The following is a 15091-nucleotide window of genomic DNA, read 5'->3' as shown; positions in this document are numbered from 1 at the left end:
GGAGCCGACAATGAAAAAACTATTTCAAAAAAATACCGAAACCGTAGACTTAAACCGTCGCTCTTTTATGATTAGTACAGCAACTGCTGGCCTGGTTATGGCATTTGCTCCGGCTTTATTTTCAGGTGAACTTAGCGCCAAAGAGTCGATTGCACAACAATCGTTTTCACCCACAATTTGGTGGACTATGAACCAGCAAGGTGAAGTAGTCGTTAGTATTGCCAAAGCTGAAATGGGCCAGCACGTAGGCACCGCCTTAGCGCGTATTGTGGCAGATGAGCTTGAGTGCGACTGGGATAAAGTATCAATCACGTATGTAGATACGCACGAAAAATGGGGCTACATGGTTACAGGTGGCTCGTGGTCTGTATTTCAAAGCTTTAAGCCGCTTTCACAAGCTGGCGCTGCGGGGCGTATAGCCCTTATAGATGCAGGGGCTAATATGCTGGGGGTTAAGCCTGAGCAGTGCCACGCAAGTAAAGGGCGCATAATTGCAGGCGATCAATCGATCAGTTATGCCGATATTGTTAAAAATGGTGAGTTTAACCGTACCTTTAGCAGTGAAGAAGTTGCAAAACTGCCGTTAAAGCCTGCCAATAAACGCCACTTAACGGGTTTAAAACAAGACTTTAAAGCGCTTGATATTCCGGCAAAAACAAATGGTACTGCCGTATACGGTATAGATGTAGAGCTTGAAGGCATGGTGTATGCGCGCCCTGTGATCCCACCAACACGCTATGGTAGTGAAGTGACACAGGTGGACGATAGCGCTGCAAAAACAATAAAAGGCTATAAAGGGTTTGAGATTTTAAACGACCCGAGTAATACCGTACAAGGCTGGGTGGTGGTTTTAGCTGACAATTACCCCAGTGCTATTAAAGCGGTAGATGCGCTAAAAGTAACCTATAAAAAAGGGCAAACAGCTAATGTTACAGAGGCCGATATTCAATCCCTAGGCGAAAAATTATGTAACGATAGCAGCGCTGGTACCTTATTTGTTAATGAAGGTGATACCGCTAAAATGCAGGCTGAGGCAACGCAGTCTCTTGAGTCACTGTACACCACAGCAACAGCAAGCCATTATCAATTAGAGCCGCTTAACGCAGTGGCAGAGTTTAAACAAGACAAGTGGATTATCCATACCGGTAATCAGTGGCAGTCTTTAACACTACCTGCATTGGCCAAGGCGTTAGAGGTTGAACAAAATAACGTTATTATTCGCCCTTATTATTTAGGCGGTGGATTTGGGCGTCGTTTATTTGGTGATTGGACTGTGCCTGCAGCATTAACAGCGAAAGCGATTGGCAAACCCGTAAAACTGGTATTTACGCGCGCCGACGATAGCTTATTTGATCAATCACGCTCTGCCTCTACAGCTAAATTAACTGCTTCGTTTAATGAAAATGGCGAGCTTAGTGCAATGGAACATGCTTTTGCAGCAGGCTGGCCAACAAAAGCAATGGCACCTGGCTTTTTATCACCAGGGGTTGATGGCAAAGGTAAGTTTGATGCATTTTCGGCCTCTGGAGCCGATCACTGGTACAGCATGGATAACCACCGTGCCCGCGCAATTAATAACGAATTAGCGCAAAGCACATTTACCCCAGGTTGGCTTCGCTCGGTAGGACCTGGCTGGATAGCATGGAGCTTAGAATCTTTTATCGACGAAATAGCGCACAAACAAGGGATTGATCCGGTTGAGTTTCGTTTATCAATGCTCGATGGCAAAGGTAAGCAAGCAGGTAAAGCCCCTGAAAGCGTAGGCGGAGCGCTGCGCTTAAATGCGGTACTTAAAAAAGTGTCAGCGAAGGTCGCAAATGTTAAGCTGGGTGAAAATGAAGGCATTGGTTTTTCAGTAAGTTCAGGCCAAGAGCGTAATATGCCAGCGTGGATTGCCACAGCAGCCCATGTGCACGTAAATAAAAGCGATGGCAAAATTACGCTTAAGAAGCTTTACGCCGTGGTAGATGCAGGTTTAATTGTTCACCCTGATGGTGCACTAGCCCAGCTTGAAGGTTCGTTATTGTGGGGCACAAGCCTTGCGTTACATGAATCAAATAATTACCAAAACGGACAAGTAGCAGCCACTAACTTTAACACTTACTTACCACTTAGAATGCAAGATGTGCCCGATATGGACATAGAGTTTGTACAAAGTGATGAGTTTCCAATGGGCTTAGGTGAGCCTGGAGTAATTGGGGTTGCGCCAGCTATTGGAAATGCGGTATTTAATGCAGTTGGTGTGCGGTTACGTAATTTACCCATGAAACCCAATGAGCTTAAAGCAGGTCTTACGGCCTAGTTAAGTGCTAACAAAGCGCGTAAGGCACAGGCTTTACGTGCTTTGAACTTAGCGATGAATTATTAAAATGTTAAAGGCTTTTTTATGCTAGTCGACCCAGCAGGGCGAAAATTTAGTTATCTACGTTTATCCATTACTGATGTATGTAATTTTAAGTGTGTGTATTGCTTACCGGATGGTTATCAATGCGATCACGACCGAGACTTCCTTTCACTTAACGAAATTAGCAATACAGTAAACGCCTTTGCTCATCATGGCATATCAAAGTTACGCATTACTGGCGGTGAGCCAACCCTCAGAAAAGATTTTATAGATGTAATTCGTGCGGCAAAAGACACCCAAGGTATTACCAAAATAGCCGCCACTACAAATGGTTACTCAATGCATAAACATGTTAAAGATTGGGCACACGCAGGGCTCAATGCAATAAATGTTAGCATCGACAGCCTAGACCCACGTATGTTTAATACCATTACCGGCAACGATAAGTTTGCCACGGTTATGCAAGGCATAGACACGGCCCTAGAGAGCGGCTTAGATTCAGTAAAAATAAACAGCGTACTCATGAAACAGTACAATGGCCGTGCCCTTGAACCTTTTTTAGCGTATTTAAAGCACAGACCCGTAACGATGCGCTTTATTGAGTTAATGCAAACAAACGACAATAAAGCATTTTTTGATGCTAACCATATATCGGGGCAATCCATAAAAGAGCAGTTGCTTCGCGCTGGTTGGCAACCCATTATACGCGATGTAACGGCGGGGCCTGCGCAAGAGTTTTTCCACCCTGATTATTTAGGCAAAATAGGGTTAATAATGCCTTACAGTAATGACTTTTGTGCTACCTGCAACAGGTTAAGAATTTCATCACTGGGGAAACTGCATTTATGTTTGTTTTCTGAGCAGGGTATATCACTTAGAGAATACATGAGTGATAACACTAATCAGGCATTAATTGATCAGCTAGCGCGTTATATAAAAACAAAAAAACCAACGCACTTATTGCACCAAGGTAACACTGGGGTCACTACAAACTTATCTATGTTAGGCGGGTAAAGGCGTAAATGTAGTGTAATTCGCTACTGAGTTTACTGTTTTCGCTACATAGTTTAATAAAATGACTGTTTTTACCTATTTAGCTACTTGTTATATTTAATTTTAGCGTTACACTGAATTTTTTATTATTTTAAGTTTTTTGAATGGATATAGCAGCACTTAGTAGTACTAAATCATTAAGAAGAAACGTTCTGAAATGGATGTGCTTGTGTTTTGGTTATGTCTCATTGTTTTTTGCTGCGTTTAATATTTTTTTAAATAACTTTGCGTTATTAGGCTATTTAGAAATAGCGCTCACTGTATTTTGTGCCTACACCTACCACCGCTTAAACACACACGCACTCGAAGTATGGCAATCTGTTGTTATGTGCATATTTGTCACCTTTGTTATTGTATTAGGTAATTATTTAGCAAAGCCAATAAATGGTTTGTATGTGTGGTCGTTTGCGTTACCTGTGTTGTATTACCTACTGTTAGGTAAGCGCTATGGCATTGTATTATCGGCTTTGTTATTTGTACTCCAGGGGGCCATATTATTAACCAAAGCATCGCAACTTCCTCTAACTACGCTTAATTTCAGTTTAAATCTTGCCTTTGTTTATATCAGCATTTGGGCCATTTCTCATGTATTTGAAGGCAGCCGTGCTTTATCGTCTAAACGGCTGAAAAATCTGGCCTTGTTAGACCCACTTACTGGGGCTGCAAACCGTTTATCAATGAACCATTACTTTGCAGTAGAGCTTAAAGATAAGTCGCAACTTTATTTGTTTTTACTCGACCTAGACTTTTTTAAACAGGTTAACGACACCCATGGCCACGCAGTAGGAGATAAAGTGCTGATTGAAGTCGCCACTTTGTTACGGGTTGTATTGGCAAAAGGGTATGTATTTAGAGTGGGCGGGGAAGAGTTTGCTTTACTACATTCTTTTGCGTCACAAAGTGATGCATTGGCAATGGCTGAAACCATAAGAGAAAAACTCAACAATACGGCATTTGAGATTGATGGGCTAAAAATAAATGTAACTGCCAGTATAGGCGTTGTTAAGTATCGCCAAGGCGACACGCTTGAAAAGTTTGTAATTAAAGCAGATAAACAACTGTATAAAGCAAAAGAATATGGCCGCAATAAAGTGTACTTTCAAGCAAATGCCAACCTGATTGAAAATCCTCAAATAGCCTAAGTACGAGGCTAGTACATTTGCTCAAAATTTGGGATGTTGTTTTCCCAAATTGGTTTGTCTTTACCTAGGTATTCTCTTACTGCATCAAAAAATAAACGTGTTCTTACCGGTAAGTCTCTGTGTGGGTACACTGCATACATATGGCTAAACTCTTTTAACTTAACATCCGTTAAAATGGGCACTAATTGACCTTGTGTAATTTCTTTATCGATAATAAATGCTGGCGCAACAAAGTAGGTAGTCCCTGAAATAGCTTTCATTAGCAGTACTTCAGCATCGTTTGCTCTGTACACGCTTTTTATTTTTAGCTCGCACGGCTCACCTTTACTATCGTAGTAATCTATGGTTTCTACGCGCATAGCGTTACTTGCATAACTTGCAGCGGGTAACTGCACCAGCTCTTCTATGGTTTGTGGCATACCATAGGTTTTTATAAATTCAGGGGCGGCTACAATAAGCAGCCTATTACGGGCAATTTTACGGGCAATTAACGAGGAGTCTTTAGGCTCACCAATTCTAAATGCTAAATCAAACCCTTCAGATACAATATCAACTAGCCTATCGTCTAAACGTAGCTCTACTTCTACTTGTGGAAAACGTTTTTGGAAGTCGTTTAGCACAGGTTGTAAATAACGCCGACCAATTAATGTTGACGAGGTAACCTTTAGCACACCGCGTGGCTCTAGGTGGTAGTTTTCGGCCATACGTACGGTTTCACCAAGTAGCTCTCTTAGCTCTGACGCTTTTTTAATCATTTCTGCGCCCGCCGCCGTTAACGAAAACGAACGGGTGGTGCGGTTTAATAACCTAACACCTAGCTCGTCCTCTAATCGACTGATTTGTTTAGATATTACAGAGCGGTCTATGTTTCTTATTTCTGCAGCTTTGGCAAAAGAGCCTTGTTCTACCACTTCAAGCAGCATTAAAAGCCGGCTTGTTGTATCCATTATGATCACCCAATAAATGTTATTGATGCCATTTTGGCATTAATGAATTTATAAATCTATGGTTTTTGTCCGCAAGTATAGTCCGTAACATGCCAGGTAAATAAATAAAGGAGCGTCTTCATGAATAAACATTTAATTGCTGCTGCATTAGCTGCGGCAACTCTATCCTTAGCGGGCTGTGCCGATGAGAGCGCACCTAATGCGCAGCAACAACAATTACAACCTATCGATGTAGCACAAGTTTTAATTAAACCAGTACAAAGCTGGCACACCTACACCACGCGTTTAGAATCGCCGCAAGAAGTTGCGCTGATGCCGCGTGTATCTGGGGTGATTGATAGCATTGAATTTAAAGAAGGTGATGTTGTTAAGCAAGGCGATGTGTTGTTTCAACTTGATGAGCGCCCTTTTGCAGCAGTTGTAGCAAGCCTAGAAGCGCAAATCCACAGCGCAGAAGCTGCACTTGAACAAGCTAAAAGTGAAGACAAACGAGCAGTGCGCTTATTAGAGCGTAAAGCTATTTCAACAGAACAAGCACAGGCGCGTACCTCAACGCTTCGCCAGCGCGAAGCACAACTGGCAGCGCTGCAAGCACAGCTTACCTCTGCAAAGCTCGATTTAGAATTTACATCAGTAGTTTCGCCGATTGATGGTGTTATCTCACGCGCAAATATTACCAAAGGTAATAACGTATTAGCGGGTCAAAGTGTATTAACGTCAATTGTTTCTAATAAAGCGATGTATGCCTACTTTGATGTTGATGAGCGTACTTGGAATAGCGCCTTTAACGATGTAACCGCACAAAGCCGCCAAACAGTTGTTATGCAAAAAGTAGGGCAAAAAGAGTTTGCTTACCAAGGATATATTAATTTTATTGATAACCAAATTAATTCAGCAACGGGTACTTTACGTGTACGTGCGGTATTTGAACAAGATAACAATCAATTACGTGCAGGTTCTTTTGCTCGCGTTAAATTGGCAGCAAACGAAGTGAGCGAAAAAGTAATTATTCCTGAGCGTGCTATTGGCACCGATTTAAAAAATCGCTTTGTGTTAACCGTTGGCGAAAACAACGTGCTTGAATACAAATTAATAGAAGTAGGCGAGCGCTATGGTGCGTTACGCGCTGTTACTGCTGGCCTAAACGAAGGCGATATTATTGCGGTAAATGGCCCTGCACGTGTAGGCCCAGGTATGCCTATTTCGCCTAATACAGTCACAATTGATACCGATGGGGTTGCCTTTACACTGTCAAACGACAACGCCCAGTTAATGGCTAAGCAATAAGGTTTATCGATGAAATTTTCACACTTTTTTATTCAGCGACCAATATTTGCAGCCATGCTGTCGTTGGTTATTTTAATTGCTGGTGGTATATCACTGTTTCAACTTCCTGTAAGTGAATACCCAGAAGTGGTACCACCAACGGTTGTAGTAACTGCAAATTACCCAGGCGCAAACCCTACCGTTATAGCGCAAACAGTGGCAACGCCACTTGAGCAAGAAATCAATGGTACTGAAAACATGCTTTATATGTTTTCGCAAGGTACCAGCGATGGCCGCATGACATTAACGGTAACCTTTGCGTTAGGTACGGATTTAGACCGTGCACAAGTACAAGTACAAAACCGTGTAAACAGTGCATTGCCACGTTTACCCGAGGAAGTTCAACGTTTAGGTGTTGTGGCCGAAAAATCATCACCCGATTTAACCATGGTGGTGCATTTATACTCGCCTGAAAACAGCCACGACACAGCGTATTTATCTAACTATGCCGACACTCATATTAAAGATGAAATTGCCCGTTTACCGGGTGTAGGTGATATTCGTTTATTTGGCGGTGGTAAGTACTCTATGCGTGTGTGGTTAAACCCAGATGCATTAGCAGCGCGTGAGCTTACAGCCACCGATGTTGTGGCTGCTTTGCGCTCGCAAAATCAGCAAGTTGCAGCGGGTAGCTTAGGTGCACAGCCAATTTCTAACGACAGCCAATTTCAAATTTTGTTAAACGTAAAAGGACGTTTAAACAGTGTTGAAGAGTTTGAAAAGGTCATTATTAAAGTGGGCGAACAGGGGCAATTAACGCGTTTGTCTGATGTAGCCCGTGTTGATTTAGGCCAAGATACCTATGCACTTCGTGCAGAGCTTGATAACCAGCCAGCACTTGCAATGCCAGTGTTTCAGCGCCCGGGTTCAAATGCAATTGAGCTCTCTGATCAAGTACGCGAGACCATGGCTCGTTTATCACAAGATTTTCCGGCAGGGGTTGAGTACGACATTGTTTACGACCCCACTGTGTTTGTACGTGGTTCAATAGATGCGGTTATAGCAACGCTACTTGAAGCCATTGTATTAGTTGTAATTGTGGTTATTGTATTTTTACAAACGTGGCGCGCGTCTATTATTCCATTGATTGCGGTGCCAATTTCGTTAATTGGTACGTTTGCTGTAATGCAATGGCTAGGCGTGTCTATTAATACACTTTCGCTGTTTGGCTTGGTACTGGCAATTGGTATTGTAGTTGATGATGCGATAGTTGTTGTTGAAAACGTAGAGCGAAATATAGAACAAGGGCTTTCGCCTTTAGAGGCAACACGTGTTGCTATGAGCGAAGTAACCGGGCCAATTATTGCGATAGCGTTAGTGCTGTGTGCGGTATTTATTCCTACTGCATTTATTACCGGTTTATCGGGTCAGTTTTATAAGCAATTTGCACTAACAATTACTATTTCGACTGTTATTTCGGCGTTTAACTCCTTAACCCTGTCGCCTGCGCTATCGGCATTATTATTAAAGTCGCACGATGCAAAACCAGATGCATTCACGCGTTTACTTAATAAACTGTTTGGTGCGTGGTTATTTAAACCGTTTAACCGCGTGTTTGACCGTGGTGCTAAAGGCTACGAAAAGCTGGTACAAAAGCTTATACGTATGAGCGTTATTGTTATGGTGGCCTATGTTGCGCTGGTGGGCGGTACAATTAAATTGTTTGATACCGTACCCGGTGGCTTTATTCCACAGCAAGATAAGCAATATTTAGTTGCGATTGCGCAATTGCCAGATGCAGCCAGTTTAGACCGTACCGAAGATGTGCTCTCGCAAATGCAAAAAATAGCATTAGAAGTACCAGGCGTTGCACACACCGTGGCGTTTCCAGGCTTATCGGTAAACGGTTTTACTAACAGCCCAAATAGCGGCATTGTATTTACGCCACTTGAGAGCTTTGATAAACGTACCGACCCTAGTCAATCAGCGATGGCAATTGCCGCGCAGTTAAATCAGCGTTTTGCAGCTATTGATGAAGCGTTTGTGGCTGTATTTCCGCCGCCGCCAATTCAAGGCTTAGGTACCACCGGTGGCTTTAAACTGCAAATTGAAGATAGAGCAAATAAAGGCTTTGATGCACTATTTAATAGTTTGCAAACCATTATTGGTAAGGCGCAGCAAGACCCCGCGTTAATGGGCTTATATTCAAGCTTTCGCATTCAAGTACCACAAATGGATATTGATATAGACCGCGAGCAAGCGCTTATTCAAGGTATTCCTCTTGATGAAGTATTTGACGCATTGCAAATATACCTAGGCTCTGTGTATGTGAATGACTTTAATATGTTTGGTCGTACTTATCAGGTTAATGCGCAAGCTGATGCTGATTTTCGCCTTGACCCTGAGCAAATTCTTAACCTAAAAGTACGTAACAGTGCAGGAAATATGGTGCCGCTTGGCTCGGTACTTACAGTTACACCAACAATAGGGCCTGACCGTGTAATGCATTACAACGGTTACCCAAGTGCAGAACTAAACGGCAGTCCAGCCCCCGGTTATAGCTCTGATCAGGCACAAACTGCTATTGAAACAATATTAGCCGACAATCTGCCAACAGGTATTGAGTACGAGTGGACAGAAGTAACGTACCAACAAGTACTTGCAGGTAACACTATGGTTTATGTATTCCCATTAGTTGTGTTGCTTGTATTTATGGTGCTTGCTGCGCAGTACGAAAGTTTACGTTTGCCACTGGCCATAATATTAATTGTACCGATGACTATTTTCTCAGCACTATTAGGTGTGTGGTTTGTAGGCTCAGACAATAATATATTTACTCAAATTGCATTAATTGTACTGGTGGCACTTGCCTCTAAAAACGCCATATTAATGGTAGAATTTGCCCGCGACCAACACGGCGGTGGGTTAACGCACTTTGAGGCAATATTAGCGGCGTGTCGTATGCGTTTACGCCCAATATTAATGACCTCAATTGCCTTTACAGCAGGGGTTGTACCACTAGTACTTGCAACGGGGGCAGGTGCCGAAATGCGCCACGCAATGGGTAACGCGGTGTTTGCAGGCATGATAGGCGTAACGGTGTTTGGCTTATTATTTACGCCCGTGTTTTACATGTTAGTTGTGAAAAAGCAGCAAAAAGCAAAGGGGATATCGCATGACTAATTTAATCGCTAAACCTATCAAAACGCGCTTAACGTTAAGTGCTGTGTTAGTGGCTGCTTTTTTATCTGGTTGCGCTAGCAAAATAGATACACAAAGCGAGCAAAACGCTATTAACGATTTTGTAGCTCAAGCAAATATTGCCAGCAATGTTGCCATTGCAGATGAAACAAATTGGTGGCACAAGTTAGAATCAAAGCAGCTAAATGCTTTGGTTAATAGCGCACTTGCCAATAACTACAATTTGCAAACAAGCCAATTAACGCTCAAAAGTACCCTTGCCCGACTTGGTGAGCAAAAAGCGCAATATTTACCCCAAGGCGGGGTAAATATTGGCGCAGCACGAAGCGATGCACCGAGTGTGTTTGACCGTCAATCGAGTGCTAACATAGCGCTTGATTGGCAGTTAGATTTATTTGGCCGTATTACTGCTTTGGTTGATGCTGCAAATGCATCGGCCATGAGCCAAGCCGAGCAAGTACGTTCACTGCAAATTGAAGTGGTATCGTCTGTTGTTAAAGGGTTTGTAAGCTATCAAGGTAATGTTGAAAAACAACACATCATAGCCATGCAAATTAACGCATTAGAGCAAAGCATTGAGGTACTTCAAGCACGTGTAGATGAAGGCGTTGCCAACGAGCTTGACCTAAACCGTACGATGGCACAGCTTAGGCAGCAAGAAGCCCTAATGCCCGCTATTGAGTATGCTAAATACAGCGACTTATCCACTTTAGCTGTGCTTACAGGTAAGCTTGCGCAAGACATTGCGATAGACAATGAGCAAAACCTGCTGGAGCAAAGCTTTAGCGTTGCGCTTAAAAATGCCAATAGCGCCATTGCCCTTCGCCCTGATATAAGCCGTGCATTGTATGATTTTAGCCAAGCCAACAGCTTAAGTGTGGCGGCAAGTAAAGCCTTACTACCTGATATTAGCTTATCAGCCTTTGCAGGCGTAGTGAGCATAGACAGCACGGGCTTAAAAAATACTGATCAGCAATGGCAAGTAGCCCCCCAGTTGCAATGGTCAATATTAAGTTACCCCGCACTCCTTGCTCAGCGCGACGCACAGCAGTTTTTAAGTGAAGCTGCCTACAGCGACTATCAGCAAATAGTATTAAATGCGGTGACTCAAAGTGAACTTTCATTGCAAATGTTGGTCAATCAACAACAGCAAGAGCGTTATGCTAAACAGCGCTATGGCTTTGCAAATAAAGCATTTTTACAAGCACAGGCGATGTACGAAGAAGGCCAAATACCGTACTTAGAGTTGTTAGATGCACGCCAGGATGTTTTAATGGCACAAGAAAACGCTGTTGACACAACTATTGCTACATTGCTTGCTAAAGTGAATGCTTATCAGGCATTTAACGGCCAATGGAGCTATGCACTGAGCAGTACAAAATAGGTAGAGTTAATTGAATGAGCAATACTGAATTATCACATCAAGGCAGCCCCTTACAAACAATGCGCGCTATTGTTTTATCACAACCAGATGAGCAAATACGCTTGCAAGATGTTGAGGTTGATATACCCGAGTGCGCCGACAACGAATTGTTGGTAAAGCTTGAGTATGTAGGCCTCAATCCTGCTGATGCCTATTTTGCTAAAACGGGATTTTGTAAGTGGCAATACCCTCATATTTTAGGCCTAGACGCCGTTGGTGTGGTAGTTAAAGCTAACAAAGGTGTGTTTCCTGGGGTTGGCGAACGAGTAATGTGGCATGCCAATATTGGCGAGCAAGGGGTACTGAGTGAATACACCACGGTGCCTAACTTTGCTGTATCGGTTGTGCCCGATGGGCTGTGCCCTGCAAAGGCTGCTACGTTACCGTGTGCTGGTATGGCCGCCCTTATTAGCTTAGATAAAATTGCAATTACTGAGGGCGACCAAATCCTAATCGAAGGTGGCTCTGGTGCGGTAGGGCAGTTTGCCATTCAATATGCTAAACAACGCGGTGCCGATGTATTTACCACCGCTTCAAAGCGTAATCACAAGCTGGTAAAGCAGCTAGGTGCCGATGTGGTATTTGATTATAACGACAAAAAGTTACGCGACAAAATTCGCCGCGAGCTTGGCCCGCAAGGGTTTGATGCTGTAATTGATACCATGGGCGGTGAATCAACGCTTAGAAATATTGAATTAATGCGCTTTTGCGGGCGTATCGCGTGTTTAAACTCGCTGCCTCATTTTGATCAAGATTTAATGTACCACCGAGCGCCTAATATTAGTGTGGTGTCTATTGGTGGTGCGTGGCTTGCCAATAGTTTATGTGCACAGCAGCGCTTAAGTTTTATGGGCAATTTATTGCTTGAAGGCGCGCTATCGGGCGATATTAAAACACCGGCAATCACTGCGGTTGACTTTACTGCTGACTCAGTCAATGCTGCCTTAAATAACCAAATAGCGGGTGGCTTTACAGGCAAACACGTTGTGCAAATAAGCAATTAACGTTGCCCACCTTATTTTAAAAACGCAGCCCAAGTGGCTGCGTTTTTTTATGCCTAAAAAATAGCTTTTTATGAGTATGGGGCTTAATTGTTGCCAAATAGAGGTATTTCAGCGCACAAGTGTAAGCCTTTTAGTTTCAACAGTTTACGTCACCGTAAAGAAAATAAATTGAAAAAACTGTTAATTAATTGAATAGAGTAATTGATCTAAACTGATTTTTATGACGTAATGTAGGTATTATTTATCTGGTCGGATGAGTTCAATCATGAGTTTACGTACAAAATTAAAAAAAGTATTACCAAGTATTTCAATCACTGAACAAGAAGCGCTAGACGCGGGTGATGTGTGGTTAGAAGGGTCTATCTATCAAGGTAAGCCAGATTTTAGCGCACTACGCGATGTGCCGGCTGCTACCCTAAGTGCAGACGAGCAAGCATTCTTAGATGGCCCAGTACAAGAGCTACTAGGCATGATTGACGATTCAGTTATTCAAAACGGTATTCACTTACCAGATGACATATTAGAATTTTTGAAAAAAGAGCGTTTCTTCTCGCTTATCATTCCTAAATCGTTTGGCGGTTTAGAGTTTAGCCCTTATGCAAACTCAACTATTGTGGCAACCATTGCAACTAAAAGCTCTGCAGTAGCGGTAACTGTTATGGTTCCTAACTCTTTAGGCCCAGGTGAATTATTACTTCACTTTGGTACACAAGAGCAGCAAGCGCATTACTTACCGCGTTTAGCAAACGGCAGAGACATTCCATGTTTTGCATTAACAAGCCCAGAGGCGGGCTCTGATGCAGGTGGCATTCCAGATATTGGTACTGTCACCAAAGGCATGTACAACGGCGAAGAAGTACTTGGCCTTGAGATCACATGGGATAAGCGTTACATCACACTGGCACCAATCGCTACGGTACTTGGTTTAGCATTTAAAGTAGTGGATCCAGAAGGTTTACTAGGCGGCAAAGAAAACTTAGGTATTACCTGTGCGCTTATTCCTAAAGATCACCCAGGTGTAGAGCTTGGCAACCGCCATGACCAATGGGTATTCGTTTTTATAACGGTACTACACGTGGTAACAAAGTATTTGTACCAATGGACTTTATTATTGGCGGCCAGAAAAACATCGGTCGTGGTTGGCAAATGTTGGTTAGCTGTTTAGGTGCAGGGCGTGGTATTTCATTACCTGCACTAGGTGTAAGTACATCACAAGTGGCGTTTAAATCAGTATCTGAATACGCAGCAGTGCGTGAGCAGTTTGGTTTAGCAATTGGTCAATTTGAAGGTATTCAAGAAAAACTAGCAGACATTGCAGGTAAAACATACCTTCAAGAAGCAATGCGCGTGCTGACAACTGAAGGCCTGGGCATGGGCTTAAAACCATCGGTTGTTACAGCAATAGCTAAATACCACATGACCGAGCTTGGCCGCGACGTATTAGACTCTGCAATGGATATTCAAGCGGGTAAAGCGATTCAAAATGGTCCACAAAATACCCTTGCAAGCGGTTACGTAGCACAGCCTATTGCAATTACAGTAGAAGGCGCGAACATTCTTACACGTAACCTGATGATTTTTGGTCAAGGTGTTATGCGTTGTCACCCTTATTTACAATCTATGGTTGAATCAATCCATAGTGAAGATAAAGGTGCAGATAAAGAGTTTAACGGCATTTTGCGTAAAACAATTGGTTACAGCACAGCAAATAGCTTACGTGCGTTCCGTTTAGGTGTTTTACCATTTACTGCAAGTGCAAACTCTGCATTACCAGAAGTACGTGAATACGAAAAAGCCGTACATAAACTATCTGCAAAATTAGCAGTGTATGCCGACTTCTCGTTACTCGTACTTGGCGGTAAATTAAAGCAGGCTGAAATGCTATCAGCACGTTTAGGCGATGTAATGAGCTTTTTATACGCGGCAATGGCATCAATTAAGTATTACGAGCAAAAAGTAGCAAGCAGCGAGCGCGAGCAAGCAGCGCCGTACTTCCACTATGCGACACGTTTTGCACTACAAAGCGCTGAAGAAGCACTGCATAAGTTTTTAGATAACTTCCCTGCAAGTGGTACTCGTAAGTTTATTCGTTTTGTAACAATGAACTACTCAACTAAAATGCCAAAAATTAGCGACGACTTAATTCGTGAATTAGCAAAACAAGCACAGCTTGATACCGCATTTAAAGCGCAAATTACGCATTTAGTTAAGCCTGTAGAAGGCGACGGTCATCACATTAACGAGCAAGCTTATAAAGCTAAAATGGCATCACTTGTTGAACTGGCCAAAGTTAAAAAAGCGCTGCGCGCTAAAACGATTAAACCAGGTACACGTTTTGCCATTACGCTAGATAACGCATTAGCGGCAAATGTAATTACTGCGGATGAACATGCGCAACTAATTGATTACAACAAAAAGCGTGAAAAAGCGATTCGCGTTGATGAGTTCGACTTTGACATGAACTTATTAGATGACAACGCACAACCAGTTAACCCACTTAAAAGTGTAGTTAATCAATAAAATTCAATGATGCAAAGCGCCCGCTGTATCGGCGCTTTTATTCTTGATTAAAAAATTAGTGTGGAGCCTCGTTTGTTTAAAACCAAGCGGGGCTTTTTTATGTGTGTAATATAGAGGCAGGGCTAATGGTGGCTCATTTTATGGTCGTTTTGCTTGTTCAATTAGAGTAGCTGTTTAGTTTATTTTCCATA

8 protein-coding genes and 1 pseudogene are annotated in these 15091 nt (G+C 42.8%); 8 read left to right on the top strand and 1 reads right to left on the bottom strand.

Features of this window, described 5'->3' with window-relative positions:
- The first annotated feature begins 10 nt into the window (after positions 1 to 10).
- From PAT01_RS12930 to PAT01_RS12920, 3 genes are all read left to right on the top strand, one after another.
- Positions 11 to 2302, top strand: coding sequence for a xanthine dehydrogenase family protein molybdopterin-binding subunit (locus tag PAT01_RS12930; RefSeq protein WP_154945582.1), 2292 nt, complete (start codon positions 11 to 13; stop codon positions 2300 to 2302).
- 84 nt (positions 2303 to 2386) lie between these two features.
- Positions 2387 to 3358 (top strand): GTP 3',8-cyclase MoaA, encoded by a 972-nt coding sequence (gene moaA / locus PAT01_RS12925; protein ID WP_055253993.1) that lies wholly within the window; start codon positions 2387 to 2389, stop codon positions 3356 to 3358.
- A 143-nt stretch (positions 3359 to 3501) separates the two neighbouring features.
- The gene (locus PAT01_RS12920; protein ID WP_186807285.1) at positions 3502 to 4539 is read left to right on the top strand and encodes a GGDEF domain-containing protein; all 1038 of its coding nucleotides are present in this window, start codon (positions 3502 to 3504) and stop codon (positions 4537 to 4539) included.
- An 8-nt stretch (positions 4540 to 4547) separates the two neighbouring features.
- Here the strand turns inward: PAT01_RS12920 and PAT01_RS12915 are convergent, their stop codons facing one another.
- Entirely contained in the window at positions 4548 to 5486 is a 939-nt protein-coding gene (locus PAT01_RS12915) for a LysR family transcriptional regulator (RefSeq protein ID WP_004588705.1), read from the bottom strand.
- A 120-nt stretch (positions 5487 to 5606) separates the two neighbouring features.
- On the opposite strand from PAT01_RS12915, the gene PAT01_RS12910 reads away from it, so the two are divergent.
- From PAT01_RS12910 to PAT01_RS12890, 5 genes and pseudogenes are all read left to right on the top strand, one after another.
- A complete protein-coding gene (locus PAT01_RS12910) occupies positions 5607 to 6773 on the top strand; it encodes an efflux RND transporter periplasmic adaptor subunit (protein ID WP_138579069.1) in 1167 nt (388 codons plus the stop codon).
- Between the two features lie 9 nt (positions 6774 to 6782).
- Positions 6783 to 9935, top strand: a complete 3153-nt coding sequence (locus PAT01_RS12905; RefSeq protein ID WP_154945581.1) for an efflux RND transporter permease subunit — start codon at positions 6783 to 6785, stop codon at positions 9933 to 9935.
- Positions 9928 to 11337: a TolC family protein gene (locus tag PAT01_RS12900; RefSeq protein WP_054981863.1), complete on the top strand. Its 1410-nt coding sequence runs from the start codon at positions 9928 to 9930 to the stop codon at positions 11335 to 11337. Before PAT01_RS12905 ends, PAT01_RS12900 begins: the two co-directional genes overlap by 8 nt.
- Positions 11338 to 11351: 14 nt before the next feature.
- Complete coding sequence (locus PAT01_RS12895) at positions 11352 to 12380, top strand: zinc-binding dehydrogenase (RefSeq protein WP_154945580.1); 1029 nt, start codon at positions 11352 to 11354, stop codon at positions 12378 to 12380.
- Between the two features lie 265 nt (positions 12381 to 12645).
- Positions 12646 to 14900, top strand: a pseudogene (locus PAT01_RS12890) (acyl-CoA dehydrogenase).
- The last annotated feature ends 191 nt before the right edge of the window (positions 14901 to 15091 follow it).

This window comes from Pseudoalteromonas atlantica (assembly GCA_007988745.1).
GTDB classification, from domain to species: domain Bacteria; phylum Pseudomonadota; class Gammaproteobacteria; order Enterobacterales; family Alteromonadaceae; genus Pseudoalteromonas; species Pseudoalteromonas atlantica.
This window is presented reverse-complemented; position numbering and strand designations above follow the sequence as displayed.